The organism is Micromonospora sp. M61 (genome assembly GCF_018070245.1).
Lineage (GTDB): Bacteria > Actinomycetota > Actinomycetes > Mycobacteriales > Micromonosporaceae > Micromonospora > Micromonospora zamorensis.
Genome location: NZ_JAGPYA010000002.1, coordinates 121,207 through 138,733, shown reverse-complemented (window position 1 = coordinate 138,733; position 17,527 = coordinate 121,207). Strand labels below are relative to the sequence as shown.

The 17,527-nt window shown below is 72.7% G+C and carries 11 protein-coding genes; 5 read left to right on the top strand and 6 right to left on the bottom strand.

The features are described 5' to 3' along the window. Positions 1 to 20: 20 nt before the first annotated feature. Positions 21 to 626, bottom strand: a complete 606-nt coding sequence (locus KBX34_RS01795) for a hypothetical protein (RefSeq protein WP_210922874.1) — start codon at positions 624 to 626, stop codon at positions 21 to 23. 121 nt (positions 627 to 747) lie between these two features. Between KBX34_RS01795 and gatB the strand changes: the two genes are divergently transcribed. After that, complete coding sequence (gene gatB / locus KBX34_RS01790; RefSeq protein WP_099851064.1) at positions 748 to 2,247, top strand: Asp-tRNA(Asn)/Glu-tRNA(Gln) amidotransferase subunit GatB; 1,500 nt, start codon at positions 748 to 750, stop codon at positions 2,245 to 2,247. Between the two features lie 85 nt (positions 2,248 to 2,332). Next, positions 2,333 to 4,690: a pyruvate dehydrogenase gene (locus KBX34_RS01785; protein ID WP_210792116.1), complete on the top strand. Its 2,358-nt coding sequence runs from the start codon at positions 2,333 to 2,335 to the stop codon at positions 4,688 to 4,690. 313 nt (positions 4,691 to 5,003) lie between these two features. On the opposite strand, the gene KBX34_RS01780 is transcribed toward KBX34_RS01785, so the two are convergent. The 3 genes from KBX34_RS01780 to KBX34_RS01770 form a co-directional block, all read right to left on the bottom strand. After that, the gene (locus KBX34_RS01780; RefSeq protein ID WP_088946533.1) at positions 5,004 to 6,569 is read right to left on the bottom strand and encodes a metallophosphoesterase; all 1,566 of its coding nucleotides are present in this window, start codon (positions 6,567 to 6,569) and stop codon (positions 5,004 to 5,006) included. Between the two features lie 61 nt (positions 6,570 to 6,630). Beyond that, positions 6,631 to 7,803 carry a sorbosone dehydrogenase family protein gene (locus KBX34_RS01775; RefSeq protein WP_210922872.1) on the bottom strand — a complete coding sequence of 391 codons (1,173 nt, stop codon included), beginning with the start codon at positions 7,801 to 7,803 and terminating at the stop codon, positions 6,631 to 6,633. A 92-nt stretch (positions 7,804 to 7,895) separates the two neighbouring features. Further along, positions 7,896 to 9,713, bottom strand: a complete 1,818-nt coding sequence (locus KBX34_RS01770) for a GAF domain-containing SpoIIE family protein phosphatase (protein ID WP_210922870.1) — start codon at positions 9,711 to 9,713, stop codon at positions 7,896 to 7,898. Between the two features lie 186 nt (positions 9,714 to 9,899). Between KBX34_RS01770 and KBX34_RS01765 the strand changes: the two genes are divergently transcribed. After that, a complete protein-coding gene (locus KBX34_RS01765) occupies positions 9,900 to 10,826 on the top strand; it encodes a 2-hydroxyacid dehydrogenase (protein WP_141908148.1) in 927 nt (308 codons plus the stop codon). Here KBX34_RS01765 and KBX34_RS01760 read toward each other — a convergent pair. Further along, positions 10,820 to 11,212 (bottom strand): PH domain-containing protein, encoded by a 393-nt coding sequence (locus tag KBX34_RS01760; RefSeq protein WP_210922868.1) that lies wholly within the window; start codon positions 11,210 to 11,212, stop codon positions 10,820 to 10,822. The genes KBX34_RS01765 and KBX34_RS01760 overlap by 7 nt on opposite strands. A gap of 218 nt (positions 11,213 to 11,430) precedes the next feature. Between KBX34_RS01760 and KBX34_RS01755 the strand changes: the two genes are divergently transcribed. Beyond that, positions 11,431 to 13,821, top strand: a complete 2,391-nt coding sequence (locus tag KBX34_RS01755; protein ID WP_307871304.1) for a GGDEF domain-containing phosphodiesterase — start codon at positions 11,431 to 11,433, stop codon at positions 13,819 to 13,821. A 20-nt stretch (positions 13,822 to 13,841) separates the two neighbouring features. Here KBX34_RS01755 and KBX34_RS01750 read toward each other — a convergent pair whose 3' ends face one another. Beyond that, positions 13,842 to 14,861, bottom strand: coding sequence for a LacI family DNA-binding transcriptional regulator (locus KBX34_RS01750; RefSeq protein WP_099851075.1), 1,020 nt, complete (start codon positions 14,859 to 14,861; stop codon positions 13,842 to 13,844). 119 nt (positions 14,862 to 14,980) lie between these two features. Here KBX34_RS01750 and KBX34_RS01745 point away from each other — a divergent pair, with 119 nt between their 5' ends. After that, positions 14,981 to 17,434 (top strand): glycoside hydrolase family 2 protein, encoded by a 2,454-nt coding sequence (locus KBX34_RS01745; RefSeq protein ID WP_210922863.1) that lies wholly within the window; start codon positions 14,981 to 14,983, stop codon positions 17,432 to 17,434. Positions 17,435 to 17,527 lie beyond the last annotated feature (93 nt).

Below are 17,527 nucleotides of genomic sequence, written 5' to 3'. Positions count from 1 at the left end.
CGGGTCGGGGACAGGCGGTTTCACGCCGGTCCGTGACCCGCCTCGACCGTGTTGGTCGTCGGCCCGGCGAGGTAGCGGCGGGCCTCCCGCAGGCCACGCCAGCGATACCAGGCGGCACCTCCCCAGAGCAGGAGCAGCAGTACGGCCAGCACGCGGCCGAGCGGGCGGACCGGGTCAACCAGGGGCGGCAGTTGACTGAGGAAGCCCACCGTGAACAGCACCAGCAGCCATCGTTGACTGACGCGGGACCGGGCCTCCTTGCGAGCCAGCGCGTCCAGACGAGGGTCGTCGGTGGACCCGTCGCGTAACGCCTGCACGATCCGCCGCCTGGTCGTCGGGTCGGCGCCGGCCGTCCGGGGCATCCGCCTGATCAGCCGGCGGCCGAAGACGAGGGCGACGACCGCGCCGACCAGCGGCGGGATCAGCATCAGCGCGAACGCCGCGAAGAGGTCGGGGCCCCCGGTCCGGCCGTCGACCATCGCGGCGGTGCCCATCGCGGCCGCGCCGACCACGACGGCCGCGGCGACGACGTACGTGCTGCGACGGTGCCGCCCCCGCGGCACCTGTTCGTCTGCGAGGATCACCTGCCGGGTCAGCGCTCCTGGTCGTTCCCCCGTATTCGTCATGGTCGCTCCGTACCCCACCGTCGGCGACGACACGCGCGCCCGGCGAAACCCGCCCGAGGATTGATCGGGCAACCCCATTAGGCTGGACAGGTTCTGTCCCGGATCGCGCCTGGAGCGTCTCATGACCACGACACTGCCCGCGTACGACGAGGTCGTTGCACGCTACGAACCGGTGATCGGCCTGGAGACCCACGTCGAGCTGGGCACGAACACCAAGATGTTCTGTGGTTGCCCGACCGACTTCGGTGGCGAGCCGAACACCCGGGTCTGCCCGGTGTGCCTGGGCCTGCCCGGCTCCCTGCCGGTGGCCAACAAGGCGGCCATCGAGGCGATCATCCGGATCGGCCTGGCGCTGAACTGCTCGATCGCCGAGTGGTGCCGGTTCGCCCGGAAGAACTACTTCTACCCGGACATGCCGAAGAACTTCCAGATCAGCCAGTACGACGAGCCGATCTGCGTCGACGGCTACCTGGACGTCGAGGTGGGCGGCGAGACGGTGCGGATCGAGATCGAGCGGGTGCACCTCGAGGAGGACACCGGCAAGACGCTGCACGTCGGTGGTGCCACCGGCCGCATCCACGGCGCGACGGAGTCGCTGGTCGACTACAACCGGGCCGGCATCCCGCTGGTGGAGATTGTCACCAAGCCCATCCCGGGCACCGGCGCGCTCGCACCCGACGTGGCGAAGGCGTACGTCACCGAGCTGCGCGACGTGATCCGCACCCTCGGTGTCTCGGACGTGCGGATGGAGGAGGGTTCGCTGCGCTGTGACGTGAACACCTCGCTCAACCTGCCGGGGCAGGAGTGGGGCACCCGCACCGAGACGAAGAACGTCAACTCTCTGCGGTCGGTGGAGCGGGCGGTCCGCTCGGAGATGCTGCGGCAGGCGTCGGTGCTCGACGCGGGCGGCCGGATCACGCAGGAGACCCGGCACTTCCACGAGGACACCGGCGACACCACCCCGGGACGTTCGAAGGAGACGGCCACCGACTACCGGTACTTCCCGGAGCCGGATCTGGTGCCGATCGCCCCGGACCCGGCCTGGGTCGCCGAGCTGAAGGCCGCCCTGCCGGAGCTGCCCCGGGTGCACCGGCGTCGGCTCCAGCAGCAGTGGGGGCTCTCCGACCTGGACATGCAGTCGGTGCTGAACGCCGGCGCGGTCGAGCTGATCGAGGCCACAGTGGCCGCCGGCACCACCCCGGCGGCGGCCCGCAAGTGGTGGCTGGGCGAGCTGTCCCGCCGGGCCAACGAGAGCGGTGTGGAGCTGGCCGAGATCGGTGCCACTCCCGCCCAGGTCGCCGAGTTGCAGGGGCTGGTCGACGCCGGCAAGCTCAACGACAAGATGGCCCGCGCGGTGCTGGAGGGCGTGGTCGACGGTGAGGGCTCACCCGCCGAGATCATGGCCAGCCGGGGTCTGGAGGTCGTGTCGGACACCGGCGCGCTGACCGCCGCCGTGGACGAGGCGATCGCCGCGAACCCCGGCATCGCCGACAAGATCCGCAGCGGCAAGGTCGCCGCGGCCGGCGCGCTGGTCGGCGCGGTCATGAAGACCACTCGGGGTCAGGCGGACGCCGCCGCCGTCCGCACGTTGATCCTGGAGCGCCTCGGCGTCGAAGGCTGACCGGCACGTCACCCTCTGCCGCCCCGGGCGGCGCGATCCACACCCCTCGCGAGGGCGTCAACGGCGACGCCTGGATGGAGCCACCGTGACCCAGCACGACCTCGATGTCCTTGACGAGATCCAGCGGCGGGTGCTGTGGCTCGCGACCCGGATCGTGGACGCCGCCAACCATGACCGGGCCACCGGAGACGGTGTGAAGGTCGGCGGACACCAGGCGTCCAGCGCCTCCCTGGTCACGGCGATGACCGCGCTGTGGTTCGCGCACCTGGACGCCGAGGACCGGGTCGCGGTGAAGCCGCACGCGTCCCCGGTGTTCCACGCCATCCAGTACCTGCTCGGCAACCTGGACCGCTCGTACCTGCCCCGGCTGCGGGCCCGGGGCGGCCTCCAGTCGTACCCGTCGCGGACCAAGGACCCCGACGAGGTGGACTTCTCCACCGGCTCGGTGGGTCTGGGCGCGGCCGCGCCGCTCTTCGCCGCCGCCACCCGTCGCTACGTCGACGCGCACTTCGGGGCCCGACCGCACTCCCGGTTCGTGGCGCTGATCGGCGACGCCGAGCTGGACGAGGGCAACATCTGGGAGGCGGTGGCCGACCCGGCGACCACCGGGCTGGGCAACGTGATGTGGCTTGTCGACTTCAACCGGCAGTCGCTGGACCGGGTGGTCCCCGGCATCCGGATCAACCAGTGGCGGGGTCAGTTCGAGGCGGCCGGCTGGCACGTCGTGGAGGTCAAGTACGGTCGCCGGCTCGCCGAGGCGTACGCCCGGCCGGGCGGCGAGGCGCTGCGCGACTGGATCGACGCGATGCCCAACGAGCAGTACCAGTCGCTGTTCGGGCTGACCGGTCCGGCGCTGCGCAAGCAGTTCCTGGACGGCGCGCCGGCCGGCATCGACGAGCTGATCGCCCACGTCAGCGACGAGGACCTCGGTCCCCTCGTCACCGACCTGGGCGGGCACGACCTGTCCGCGATGCTCGACGCGTACGCCCAGTGCGACGCGGTCACCGACCGGCCCAGCGTCGTCTTCGCGTACACCGTGAAGGGTTGGGGTCTGCCCATCGCCGGCAACCCGCGCAACCATTCCGCGCTGCTCAGCTCGGAGCAGGTCGACACGCTGCGGGCAGCGCAGGGGCTGACCTCCGAGACCGAGTGGGACCGCCTCGACCCGGCGTCACCGGCCGGCATCCGGGCAGGCGCCCGCCGGGAGGCGCTGTCCCGAGCGCCCCGCGAGCGCGCGCTGGGGGTCACCGTTCCGGAAAGCACGGGAGTACGCGCAACCAAGCCCATCTCCACCCAGGAGGTCTTCGGTCGGGTGCTGGTGGACCTGGCGCGGAACCGGGAGGTCGGCCGCTACCTGGTCACCACCGCCCCGGACGTGGCCACCTCCACCAACCTGGCCGGGTTCATCAACAAGACCGGGGTGTTCGCACCCACCGAGCAGCGCTCCTGGACCGAGGACCGGATGCTGCGCTGGACGGAGAGCCCCGCCGGGCAGCACATCGAGCTGGGCATCTCGGAGATGAACCTGTTCCTGCTGCTCGGCCAGCTCGGGCTCTCCTGGGACCTGTCCGGTCAACCGCTGCTGCCGGTGGGCACGGTCTACGACCCGTTCGTCCTGCGCGGCCTCGACGCGTTCCTGTACGGCACGTACTCCGGCTCCCGGTTCGTGGTGGCCGGCACCCCGTCGGGCATCACCCTGGCCCCGGAGGGCGGCGCCCACCAGTCCACCATCACCGCGTCGGTCGGCCTGGAGCTGCCCGGGGTGACCTTCCTGGAACCGGCGTACGCGGCCAGCCTCGACTGGCTGCTCTGCGACGCGCTGGGGCAGATCGCCGGCGGGTCGGCCCCGGCCGCGACCGCCGCGCCGACCGAGGACGGGGCGTACTACTTCCGGTTGAGCACCCGGCCGCTGGACCAGGCGCCGTTCGAGGCGGCCCGCGCCCGGCTCGGCGACGCGGTCCTGCGTCGGCAGGTGGTCGCCGGGGCGTACCGGCTGGTCGACGCGCACCAGGCGTATCCGCACCTGGTCGACGCCCCGGTGGTGCAACTGGCCGCCTCAGGCGCGGTGCTGCCCGAGGTGTTGGCCGCCGCGGCGGAGCTGGCCGACGAGGGCGTCGCCGCGCACGTGGTGGACGTGACGAGCCTCGACCGGCTCTACCGGGCCTGGCAGCGCACCCTGCGCCAGGGCGTGCGGACGGCCACCGTGCCCAGCGTGCCGGGCGCGCTGCGGTCCGCGTTCGTCGATCGGGTGCCGGTGGTGACCGTGCACGACGCCGCGTCGCACGCGATGGCCTGGCTCGGTTCGGCGGTCGGCGCCCCGGCGGTGCCGCTCGGCGTGGACGAGTTCGGCCAGTCCGGCAGTGTCGCCGAGCTGTACGAGTTGCACGACCTGCTGCCCGGCAGCATCGTCAACGCCGCGCTGGCCGCCATCGCCCTACGCTGACCGCGGCGGGGAGCGTTATCACACTGAGTGATTCGCATAGGAAAAAAACCCGTTCGCAACTCGCTGTAATCGTCTCTGTAGCTCACGCCACGCCGTTTCCTCCCTTTGCTCTGCTGCCGCCGATGCGCCACCCGGTCTGAGCAGCGCGAACCGACCGTTGCTCTTTTGGCGTCATGCCGCGCGGGGCGCACCGACAGTGACTGGTGCAGATTGGGCGGCAGAGCAAAGGGGGGAAGCAGGGGTGGGGGAGGCTCGTCTCTCTTTACTCTCTGTCGAACTGAAGGGCGGCGGTCGGTCGCCCTTCCACGCCGCGTCAGCGGGTCGGGCTGGTGGTGGGCGAGGGGGACGCCACGGTGGGGTTCTCCACCAGCCGTCGTTCCAGGTTGACCTGGGCCTGCCCGGTGCCTCCGACGGTGATGGTGTCGTACGCCTGGAGCATCTTCAGCTGGTCGAAGTAGAGCACGCTCATCGACAGCGGGGTGGGCTTCTCGCCCTCCAGGCCGCGCAGCCCGGCCCCGCCGGTCGAGCCTTCGACCATCAGCGTGGTGGGCTGCTGCCCGGGCACCTGCGGCAGTTTGGAGACCTGCCGCGCGTGGGTGTGCCCGGCCAGCACCAGCGGGCACGTGCCGGAGAGCGGCCCGGCCGACGCCGGATCGTGCACCAGCGCGATGTTCACCGGCCGGGGTGAGCGGCGCACCGTGGTCGCGAGCTGCTCGCCGACCCCGGTCACCTGGTCGGCGACCTGCTGGGTCAGGCCGCTGCCGGCGGGTGAGGTGTTCTTGTCCGGGGTGAAACGCGGGTCACCGACGCCGGCGATGGTCAGCCCGGCGACGGTCGTCGTCGTGTTGTTCAACACGATCGCGTTCGGCTGGCGGGCCACCGCGGCGGCGGTCTTGCCGGAGTCGTGGTTGCCCCGGATGAAGACGTACGGCTTCTTGAGCAGGCCGATCGACCCGACGAAGGACGCCTCCGGCTCGCTGCCCCAGTCGGTGATGTCGCCGGTGTCGATCACCACGTCGATGCCGAACTGCTCCACCACCGTGCGGATCAACTGCCAGCCGGTCGGGTTCAGGTGCATGTCGGAGACGTGCAGCACCCGCGTGGTGCCCGGGGTCGGCTCCAACAGCGGAAGCGCCGAGACGGTGGTGTAGAGCTGGCTGACATTGCCGACCAGGCGTTGCAGCTGCTCGGCGTACTTGGTGTAGTCGTTGGCGATCCGGCGCGCGTCGCCGACGATGGCCGGTGCGTTGACCAGCAGCCCTTCGTAGCGTGGTTCCTCGATCGCCTGCGGACGCAGGGTGGCCGCCGCCGTGCCGAGGCTGCCGGCGGTGATCAGCAGTGCGAGCCCGCCCGCCCAGGCGGTCCGCCGGACGTTGCGGAAGATCAGCCCGGCCAGGATCAGGGTGACCAGCACCGACGTGCCGAGGGTCCGCAGGCCGAGCCGCATCACCCCGGAGCGGACGTCCTCGACGGCGCTCTGGCTGGCCCGGCTGATGCTGGCCGGGTCGTCGATCAGCGCCTCGGTGCGGCCCTGGTCCAGTGCGCCCAGGCGGACGGTGAGGTGGGTCGGCCCGTCGTGGCTGTCGAGCAGCAGCGCGCCCAGCGGTGGGATGTCGACGGTGGTGCCGCCGTCGCGGGCGGGGGAGATGCTGAGGTTGGCCCGGAACGGGCCGATGTCGGTGTCCACCCGACCGCCGGCCAGCACCCCGAGCACCGCCCCGCCCAGGGCCACGGCGAGGACGGCGACGACCAGCCCGATGCGGCGCAGCAGCTCGGCGGACCCGAGCCGCCGACTGTCCGGGCGCGGCCGGTCGCCGCCGGTCGCCGGGTCGTCCCGGTCGTCGGCGTCGTCGTGCTGCTCGTCGCGTTGCCCGTCCATGCTGAAAGTCTGACCTGCCCGTCGAAAGATCTTGGCAAACCTGACCGGATGGTGACGAACGTCAGCTGCGGCCGCCGTCGCCGCCCGCGAAGACAACCCGCAGGAGCCGGTCGTCGTCGCCGGCCGGGTCACCGCGCCCGTCGTGGTTGGAGGTGCCCACCCAGAGCGACCCGTCCGGTGCCGCGGCCACCGCACGCAGTCGACCGTACCGGTTGGTGAGCAGCTCACTGGGCTGGCCGAGCAGCGTCCCGGTGTCGGTCAGCTCCATCACCCAGAGGCGCTTGCCGCGCAGACATCCGGTGACCAGCAGCCGGTCCGTGGCCGCCAGACCGGAGCAGGAGGCGTCCGAGGTGGCCCACTGCGTGATCGGGTCGGTGAACCGCTTGTCGCCGGCGCGCCCCTCGACCTCCGGCCAGCCGTAGTTGCCGCCCTTGGTGATCTGGTTGATCTCGTCCCACGTGTTCTGGCCGAACTCGACGGCGTACATCCGCTTGGCGCCGTCCCAGGTGAACCCCTGGACGTTGCGGTGGCCCAGTGACCAGACGGGGGAGTTGGGGTACGGGTTGCCGGCGGAGGGCTTGCCGTCCGGAGTGATCCGGAGGATCTTGCCGCCGAGGCTCTTCACGTCCTGGGAGGAGGGGCGCTCACCCGCGTCGCCCGTGCTGACGTAGAGCTGCCCGTCCGGCCCGAAGCCCAACCCGCCGCCGTTGTGCACGTTGGCCTTGGGGATGCCGGTGAGGATCGGGGTGGGCTGACCGCCGAGTTGCAGCCGGGCGACCCGGTTGTCCTGGGCGGCGGTGTAGTAGACGAAGACCGTGCGGTCCTGGGCGTAGGCCGGGGAGACGGCGATGCCGAGGAGACCGCCCTCGCCGACCGCGGCCACCTCGGGGATCGTCTGCACCGGGCGGACGCGCAGCCCGTCCGGCCCGGACTCGGGGCCGACCTGAAGGATCCGGCCGTTGTCGCGTTCGGTGACCAGCGCGCCGCCGTCCGGCAGGAAGGCGATGCCCCACGGCACCCGCAGACCCTTGGCGAGCACTGTCGCCACCGCCTGCTGGCCGGCGCCGCCGGCGCTCGCCGGCGCGGACGGGGTCGGCAGGTTGGGCGGCTCGCCGGCCGGGTCGGGTTCCGGTTCGCCGAAGCTGCAACCGGAGGCGAACAGCAGCGCCGCGCAGGACGCCGCGAGGGCCGCCCGGAGGCGACGGACGCGAGGGTACGGGGGACGGGCTCTCACCCGGCCCAGGGTAGCCCGCTCGACGGCCCGGCCGGGCCCGTCGCGATCCGACGGGTGCCGGTGAACCCTGCCGGTGGTCCCCGGTGGACCGCTCACCGTGCCCGTACGGCCAGCAACGCGGTGTCGTCCTCCCGGTGGTCGATCGAGGCGAGCAGCAGGTCGCACAGCTCGTCGAGGGGCAGCGTGTCGGTGCCGGCCAGTCGGCCTGTCAGCTCGGCCAGCCCCTCGTCGATGGAGCGGTCCCGCCGCTCGATCAGCCCGTCGGTGTAGAGCAGCAGGGTGTCACCGGTGGCCAGGTTGGTCGACTGGCTGGTCCGCGTCGACGGCCGGGCCAGCCCGAGCAGCGGCTCCGGGGTCGCCTCCAGGACCTCGACCGCCCCACCGGCGCGAACCACGAGGGCCGGTGGGTGCCCGGCGTTGGACCAGGTCACCTCGTGGACACCGCCGCGCTGCGGGCAGATCCGGACCAGTGTCGCGGTGGCGGCGATCGGCAGTCGCAGGCCACGGATCGCGCCGTCCAGGTTGCTCATCAGCGACCCGACCGTGTCCGGCCGGCCGAAGGCGTTGCCCCGCACCAGGTTGCGGAGCTGACCCATGGTCGCCGCCGCCTCGATGTCGTGCCCGGCCACGTCGCCGATCGCCGCGATCACGTCACCGTCGGGCTGGACGAAGGCGTCGTACCAGTCGCCGCCGACCTCCACCCGGTCGGCCGCCGGCTGGTAGCGGGCGGCGAGCTCCAGCTCGGTCACGATCGGCAGCTGGGGCAGCATGCTGTGTTGCAGCACCTCTGCGACGTGCCGCTGCTCGCCGTACATCGAGCTGTTGCCCACGGCCTGGCCGGCCCGGCGGCCGATGTCGACAGCGGTGAGCAGGTCGCGGTCGTCGAACTGCTGCCGTTGCGCGCCGTTGACGAGGGTGATCGCGCCCAGCACGGTGCCGCCGACGCCCTGCATCGGCACGCTCAGGTAGGAGGCGATGCCGAGACGGTCGGCGATCGCCGACATCTCCGGGTGTGTGGTGCCCCTCGTGACGTCGGCCAGGGACGCCACGCTGCCGAGCCGGGGCTGGCCGGTCCGCAGGACCGCCCGGACCATCGACTCGGGGCTCAGCCCGGTGCGCAGCAGCTCACCGAAGCGGTCGACGTCCGCCGCCCGGGCCGGGTCGCGGTGCACCGAGACCACCTCGCGGGGCAGGCCGGTCGGCCCGATCAGGGTGAGCAGGCACCAGTCGGCGAGCAGCGGCACCATCGCGGCGGCGAGCCGGCGCAACGCGGTGCCCACGTCCAGGGTGCCGGCCAGCGTCTCGCTCACCCCGGCCACCAGCTCCAACCGCTCGTGCGCCTGCACGATCCGCCGCCCGGCCTCCTGCGCGCTGTCGAGCGCGATCCGCAGTCGCAGCTCCGACGAGCAGGCGGCGGCCAGGTCGGCCAGTGTCCGCAGCTGCGCGGCCGTCCACGCTCGGGGCTTGTTGTCGATGGCACACAGCGAGCCGAGCACCCGACCGGAGAGGTCGGTCAAAGGCATCCCGGCGTACGCGACCACGCCGAGGTCGTCGATCGCCAGATTCTCCCGGACGCGGGGGTAGAGCCGGGCATCCGGCAGCACCATCGGCACCTGGATGTCCACGACGTGCTGACAGAACGAGTGGCTCAGCGGGGTCTGCCGACGCTCCGACCAGGGGTCCGGCAACCCGACCGCGCCGGGGAAGAACTGCCGGTCCGCGGAGACCAGGGAGACCAGCGCCACCGGCACGTCCAGCAGGTCGCTGACCAGCCGGGCGAACCGGTCGAACGCCTCGTCCGGGACGGCGTCGAGCCCGGTGTCAGCGAGCGCGCGCAGCCGCGCCGGTTCGCCGAGCGCCGCAGGCGGGACGATCGGAGGCCGGGCGGTGGCGGGGGAGCCGTCGGTCATCGAGCACCTGTCTGCCGGGGCGGAGGCCGACCGGCCCTCCGACCCTTCGTTATACCTCGTCCAGGGCGGAGTCGAACATCGGTGTGCTGAGTCTCGCCCGCCCCGACCCCACGCGCCATCCCCCGGGACGTCTGTTCGCCGCCGTGCCCGCGCCGGCCGTGGTCAGGGGGACTATCGTCGGCGGACGTGAAGGTATGGATCCCACACCAGGCCGGTCTGAACCTCATGGGCGAGCTGCCCCCGGACGTGACGGTGGAGGTGTTCGAGCACGCCGACCGGCTGCCCTCGGAGGCGACCGACGTCCGTGTCTGGGTGCCACCGTTTTTGGGCGGCTCGGACGCGACGGCGTTGCTGCGTGAGCTGCCCGACCTGGCCGTGGTGCAGTTGCTCTCCGCCGGGGCGGACGCCTGGGCCGGCCGGACACCGCCGGGGGTCACGCTCTGCGACGCGCGGGGCGTGCACGACCCGTCCACCGCCGAGTGGGTCGTCACGGCTGTCCTTGCCCAGCTGCGGGCGTTCCCGACGTTCATCCGGGCGCAGGCCGAGCGGCGTTGGGCGAACGAGGGAAACCTCCCGACCGACGAGCTGACCGGCAAGCGGGTGCTGATCGTCGGGGCCGGCGCGATCGGCACCGCGGTGCGGGACCGGCTCGCCCCCTTCGAGGTGAGCTTCACGCTGGTGGCGAGGACCGCCCGCCCGGAGCAGGGCGTGCACGGCGTCGAGGAACTGCCCCGGCTGCTGCCCGACGCCGACGTGGTGATCGTGATCGTGCCGCTCACCGACCAGACCCGTGGCCTGATCGACAAGGACTTCCTGGCCGCGATGCCGGACGGTGCGTTGCTCGTCAACGCCGCCCGGGGGCCGGTGGCCCACACCGAGGCGCTGGTCGCCGAGCTGGCCACCGGTCGGATCTCGGCCGCCCTGGACGTCACCGATCCGGAGCCGCTGCCCGCCGACTCGCCGCTCTGGACGATGCCGAACGTGCTGCTCACACCACATGTGGCCGGGTCGGTGCGAGGTCTGCTGCCGCGTGCCTACCGACTGGTCGGTGACCAGGTGCGCCGGTTCGCCGCCGGGCAGCCGCTGATCAACACGGTGGTCGACGGCTACTGACCGGTCGCCTCGGCCGGGTTGTCGGGCAGCGTCTGGCCGGTGGCCGACACCAGCCGGGGCAGGTCCACGCCGCGTACCGCCGGCAGGGTCACCTGCTGGCCGTCGTCGAGCCGCGCGACCGCACGTCCGCGCTGGTCGGTGACCAGTTCGAGGACCTGGTCCCAGTCGATGCGGCGTTGCCCGGCCAACGCCCGTACGCGCAGCTCCCGAGCGTTGGCGTCGGTGCCGGCCCGCCAGGCCCAGAGCGCGACGGCGAGCGGCAGGAGCAGCACCGGCAGCAGGTAGGTCCGGGCGCTCGCCAGCGGCAGTGCACCGATGAAGGCGATGACCGCGGCGACCAGGATGGCTTGGTTGTACCGGAAGCGGACCGTGTCGGGCTTACTCACCCTCCGATGATCCCACCCCCGGCCGGTCCGGCTCGCGGCGGGCGGTGCCGGCGGGGTGCGGTACGCCGTACAGTGACACAGGTCATTGTCTCTTCCAGGTGACCGACACGTAACCAATCCGGCCGCCGATCGTTTTCGTTTGTTGAGCAGCGGACTCGCAACGTCCGATGCCCCGCACCGTCGTACCGCCCCCGTGCCCCCTCACGAAGGCGACCGCCGTGCTCCTCGCGTACCCGTTCCGTGTTCTCGTCCCTCGCCGGGCGGCACCGGAGGCCGCCACCTCCACCGCGGTGGCGCTGCTCCTTCTCGCCGGTGCCGTCGACCTGGTCCCGGCCTCGGTGGTGATCGCGCTGGCCGCTGGTGCCGGCGCCACGCTCGCGGGGGTGCGGCTCTCCCGGCTGGCCGGACGACGCCGCGCCGATCCGTCACCGCGTACGGCGGGCGTGCTCCTCGACGCGGCGGTGGTGACCGCTGGCCTCACCGCCGTCGTGCTGCCCCTGGCCGACGCCGGGTCGACCGTCGCCGTGCTGATCGGTTCGCTGGTCGTGGCTGCCCTCTCCGGGCTCGGTCTCCACCGCCTTCCCGGCCGGACGCGGGCGTCGGCCGGTGTCCTGCTGCGCCGGTCGGTCGAGTCGAGCGGCCCGGCTGTCGGCCTGGCCCTCGCCGGCTGGCTGCTGCTGCCCCGTGCCGACCTGCCGGGTTCGACCCGGCTGGTCGTCGCGCTGGCGCTCGGCGGACTGGGGATGGCCGCGCTCAACGCGTTCGCGGGGCCGAGGCGACGCTCGGGTGCGGAGGTCTGCCGGGGCGGTGTCCTGCTCACCCTGGGCGGGTTGGTGCTGCTGGCCACGCTGCCAACCGAGCCGGTCGGGCCGGCGGCCCTGCTGGCCGTACCCCCGTTGGTGTTCGGGATGCTGCTCGTCGCGGTCGGTGCGGCCGACGCGGCGGACGAGGGTGACGCCGAGCCGGCGGAGCCGGTCGCTGCTGCCTGGCCCCGAGCGGTGCTCCCGGCGGCGATGCTGCTGCTGGCGGCGGGTGTGCACCTGGCTGCCGGCCGTGCTCTCGACCGGACGAGCGTGGTGTTGGCCCTGGCGGCGGTGCCGTCCCTGGTGCTGCGTGACCTGTTGCGCGCGGGTGGCACCTCCACCACCGAACGGCGGGCCGCGCACCGCCGACGGGCGGGCGGCGCGGTCCGGCACCGCCATGCGGCGCCGGCACGCTGGCCGGGCAGGTCGGAGCCGCCAGCCACACCGGCCCAGCACCACTCCGGCCGCGCCGTCGACCCGGCCACACCGAGCGGTGTCGGCCCAGCCTGGGCAACCGACGACGGTGCCGCCTGGTCGGCGCTCAACCGACGGCCCGTCCCGGCGGGCGGCGGTGGTCCGGGTGACCGGGCGGCCCTGCTGGACGCCCTCGCCGCGATCGGCGACGTGCCGGCACCGACTGGCGCGCTGCTGCTGGTGGACCTGCACGGCACCGAGGGCGCCGGCCCGACGGCCCGGGAGGACATGCTGGCCGAGGCGGTGCACCGGGCCCGCGCGGTCATCGCCCCCGACGACCTGGTCACCGGGTGCACGGGTGCCGGCTTCGCCGTGGTCACGGCCGCCGGTCCGATGCTGGCGTACGCGCTGGGCACCCGGTTGTTGACCGCGCTCAGCCCGCCCTACCGGCTGGGCGGTGCGGTGCTGCGGGTGCAGACGAGCATCGGGTTGGCCGAGGTCAGCGGGGCCGGGCCGGCGGACGTGCTCCGTCAGGCCGAGCTGGCCCGACGGCGGGCCGTGCAGCTGGGCCGGGACCGGGTCGAGTGGTACGACGCGTTCCTGGAGGAGCAGCTGGTTCGCCGGCTCGACCTGGAACGCGAGCTGCCCGGTGCGGTGGCCCGCGGCGAGTTGGATCTCGTCTACCAGCCGGTGGTCGACCTGGCCGACGGGCAGCCGGTGGGCGCGGAGGCTCTGCTGCGCTGGCGGAGCCCGGTGCTCGGCACTGTGCTCCCGGCCGAGCTGCTGCCGGTCGCCGAGGACCTGGACCTGATCGGCGAGTTGGAGTGGTGGGTTCTGGACCGGGCCTGCCGGCAGTTGTCCGACTGGTCGGTGGGCGTACGGGAGCTGTGGATGGCGGTCAACATCACCACCCGGGAGCTGACCACCCCCGACTTCGTGCAGCGGGCCGCGGCCGTGCTGGCCGCATACGGGGTGCCGCCGGAGCGGCTGGTGGTGGAGGTGAGTGAGCCGAGGGTCGCCGGTGACCTGTCGACGGTGGTGGCCCGGCTGGCCGGGCTGCGGTCGCTGGGTGTGCGCACCGCGTTGGACGACTTCCGGGCCGAGCACGCCTCGTTGGCGCAGCTTCGCCGCCTGCCGATCGACCTGCTCAAGGTGGGCCCGGAGTTGGTGGGCGCACGGCCGGACGGGCAGCCGCCGCTGATCGACGTGGTGGTCAACGTCGGAGAGCGGCTGGGTGTGGAGATCGTCGCGGAGGAGCTGGAGTCGTCGGCCCAGGTGGAGGGGGCGCGCCGGGGTGGCTGCCGGTACGGGCAGGGGTTCGCGCTGGCGCGGCCGGCGACGGCCGAGCGGGTCGAGGCGTACTTCGAGGAGTTCCCGTCAGCGTCCCGCTGAGCCCTGGTAACTGAACCGGTTCACCTCATCCGGGGTGGTGCGGTGCTGCCGCGCGGGGTGAGGTGCGGCGTCTCGTCCTGCACCCGGCCGGCGGGCTGTCCGGCGATGACCGCGAGCAGTTGGCGGGCGGCGTGCGCGCCGTACGCGGGGATGTCCCTGCCCAGCGCGGTCAACGACGGGTGCACCAGGCGGCACAGCGGCGAGTCGTCCCAGGCCACGATGGACAGGTCACCGGGCACGGTGAGCCCCATCTCCTGGGCGACGGAGAGCCCGGCGATGGCCATCACGTCGTTGTCGTAGATGACCGCGGTGGGCCGTTGGGCGGAGCTGAGCAGCCGGCGGGTGGCCCGACCTCCCTCCTCGCCCGTGTAGTCGGACCAGACGGTGGTCGCGTCGACCAGGTCGAGCCGCTGGCAGATCTCCGCGAAGGCCTCGGTGCGGATCTCGGTGTGCCGCAGGTCGGGCAGGCCGCCAACCCGGGCGATGCGTCGGTGCCCGAGCGCGACCAGGTATTCCACCGTCTCGGTCAGCGCTGCGGCGTCGTCGGACCAGAGACTGGACAGCTCACCGGTGCCGCCGGGCCCGCCGATCACCACCGCCGGCAGTTGGAGCTGCTCCAGCGCGGAAATGCGCCGGTCGTCGGTGCGCAGGTCGCACACGAGCACCCCGTCCACCCGGCGTTCGGCCCACCACCGTCGGTAGACCGCGATCTCGGCGTCGTGGTCGGCCACCACCTGGAGGGTCAGCGCGTACGAGCGGGCGGAGAGCTCGGCCTCGACGCCACTGATCAATGCCATGAAGAACGGTTCGATGCCGAGTGTCCGGGCCGGTCGGCACAGGGCCAGGCCGACTGCCCCGGCGGTGGCGGCGGAGAGGGCGCGGGCGGCGCTGCTCGGGCTGAACCCGATCTCCGTGGCGATGGCCAGGATGCGCTGCCGGGTGGTCTCGGAGACGCCGGGCTGCCCGTTGAGCGCGTACGACACGGCGCCCTTGGACACGCCGGCGCGTCGGGCGACGTCGGCGATGGTCGGCCGCTTCACCGGCGTGCTCCTCTTCGCTGCGGGGCGTCAACCGGCCGTTGACAGTCACCATGGTGGACCGTACGGTTGCTAGCTTATCCGGTTCAGTAAACGTCTTTCGATGCGGAAGGTGCGGTGCAATGGTGAGCCGACAGGCACTCTACGACGGTTGGACCCTGCGGGCGGCACCCGGAGCGCAGGTGCCGGCCGGGATCGCCGGGCGGGCCGTGCCGGCGACAGTGCCGGGTTGCGTGCACACCGATCTGCTCGACGCCGGGCTGATCGAAGACCCGTACCTCGACGACAACGAGCTGGCGCTGGCCTGGATCGGGCGCACCGACTGGAGCTACCAGACCACCTTCGTGCACCGGCCGGGCGACGACGAGCGTGTCGACCTGGTCTGCGCCGGCCTGGACACCGTCGCCACGCTCACCCTCAACGGTGTCGAGGTCGGCCGCACCGAGAACATGCACCGCGGTTACCGGTTCGACGTCCGGTCGCTGCTGCGCGACGGCGACAACGACCTGGTCGTGGCGTTCGACTCCGCGTACCGCTACGCCGAGGCGCAGCAGGAGCGGCTCGGCGACCGGCCCAACGCCTACCCGGAGCCGTTCCACTTCATCCGCAAGATGGCCTGCAACTTCGGCTGGGACTGGGGGCCCACACTGGTCACCGCCGGAATCTGGCAGGAGATCGGCCTGCACTCCTGGTCGACCGCCCGGCTGGCCACCGTCCGCCCACTGGTCACCATGGACGGCCGCGACGGCCGGGTCGAGGTGCACGTCGAGATCGAGCGGGCCTCGGACGTCCCGCTGACCGTCCGCGCCGCCGTCGCCGGCTCCCGCACCGAGGTGATCGTCCCGGCCGGCCAGCGCACGGCCGTGCTCACCCTCACCGTCCGCGAGCCCACGCTCTGGTGGCCCCGGGGGTACGGCGAACAGGCACGGCACCCGATCGAGGTGACAGTGCTCGGGCCGGACGACGACACCCTCGACGTCTGGTCGCACCGGGTCGGCTTTCGCAAGGTGCGACTGGACACCACGCCCGACGAACACGGCACCCCGTTCGCGCTGTCGGTCAACGACGTCCCCGTCTTCGTCCGGGGCGTCAACTGGATCCCGGACGACGTGTTCCCCAGCCGGATCACCCGCGACCGACTGGCCGAGCGGTTCGACCAGGCCGTCGAGGCCAACATCAACCTGCTGCGCGTCTGGGGCGGTGGCCGCTACGAGTCGGCGGACTTCTACGACCTCGCCGACGAGCGGGGCCTGCTCGTCCAGCAGGACTTCCTCTTCGCCTGCGCGGCCTACCCGGAGGAGGAGCCCTTCGCCACCGAGGTTGCCGCCGAGGCGGCCGAGCAGGTGACGCGGCTGGCGCCGTACCCGTCGTTGGTGCTCTGGACCGGCAACAACGAGAACATCTGGGGCTGGCACGACTGGGACTGGCAGGAGCCGTTGGCGGGGCGCACCTGGGGGCGCGGCTACTACCTCGACGTGCTGCCCCGGATCGTCGGCGAGCTGGACCCGACCCGCCCGTACTGGCCGGGCAGCCCCTGGTCGGGCAGCGAGGCGATCCACCCCAACGACCCGGCCCACGGCACCACGCACATCTGGGACGTGTGGAACACCGACGACTACACCAGATACCGGGAGTACGTCCCGCGCTTCGTCGCCGAGTTCGGCTACCAGGCACCGCCGGCGTACGCCACAGTGCGCCGGGCGCTGAGCGACGAGCCCCTGGCGCACGACTCACCGGGCATGGCGCACCACCAGAAGGCAGCAAACGGTGACGCCAAGCTCCAGCGGGGCCTGGACGCGCACCTGCCCGCCCCGGCGGACTTCGACGACTGGCACTACCTGACGCAGCTCAACCAGGCCCGCGCGATCCAGCTCGGGGTGGAGCACTTCCGCTCACACCGGGACGTCTGCGCGGGCACCATCGTCTGGCAGCTCAACGACTGCTGGCCGGTGACCTCCTGGTCGGCCGTCGACGGCGACGGCCGACGCAAACCCCTGTGGTATTCGCTGCGTCACGCGTACGCCGATCGGCTCCTCACCGTGCAGCCCCGCGCCGGCGGCCTGGCCCTGGTCGCGGTCAACGAGAGTGGCACGCCCTGGCGGGCGTCGGCCTCGGTGATGCGGGTGACCCTCGCTGGCGAGCCCCGGGCGAAGACGACGATGCAGCTGGCCGTTCCCGCGTACTCGGCGGTGACGCTGGCGCTGCCGGCGGAGCTGGCCCGGCCGGAGGAGGCCAGGCGTGAGCTGCTCGTCGCCGAGGCGGGGGAGAACACGCGGCGGGCGTTGTGGTTCTTCGCCGAGGATCGCGAGGTGGAGTGGCCTGTGGCGGCCTGGGAGGCGACGGTCGATCCGTTCGACGGTGGGCAGCGGGTCCGGGTCACGGCCCGCACGGTGCTGCGCGACCTGACGCTGTTCGCCGACCGGCTCGACCCGACGGCTTCCGTCGACGAGGCTCTGGTCACCCTGCTGCCGGGCGAGTCCACGACCTTCACCGTGCGGGCTTCTGATCCGCTGGACACTGCTGCGCTGACCGCTCGACCGGTGCTGCGCTGCGTCAACGACATTCAGCGAAGCTAGGCCACCGCGTCCGGGGGCCGACGCGGTCGACCTGCGCGACCTCAGCTGACCCGGAGCCGGCTGTCAGTCGGGCGCGACGAGTGGGCGGACACG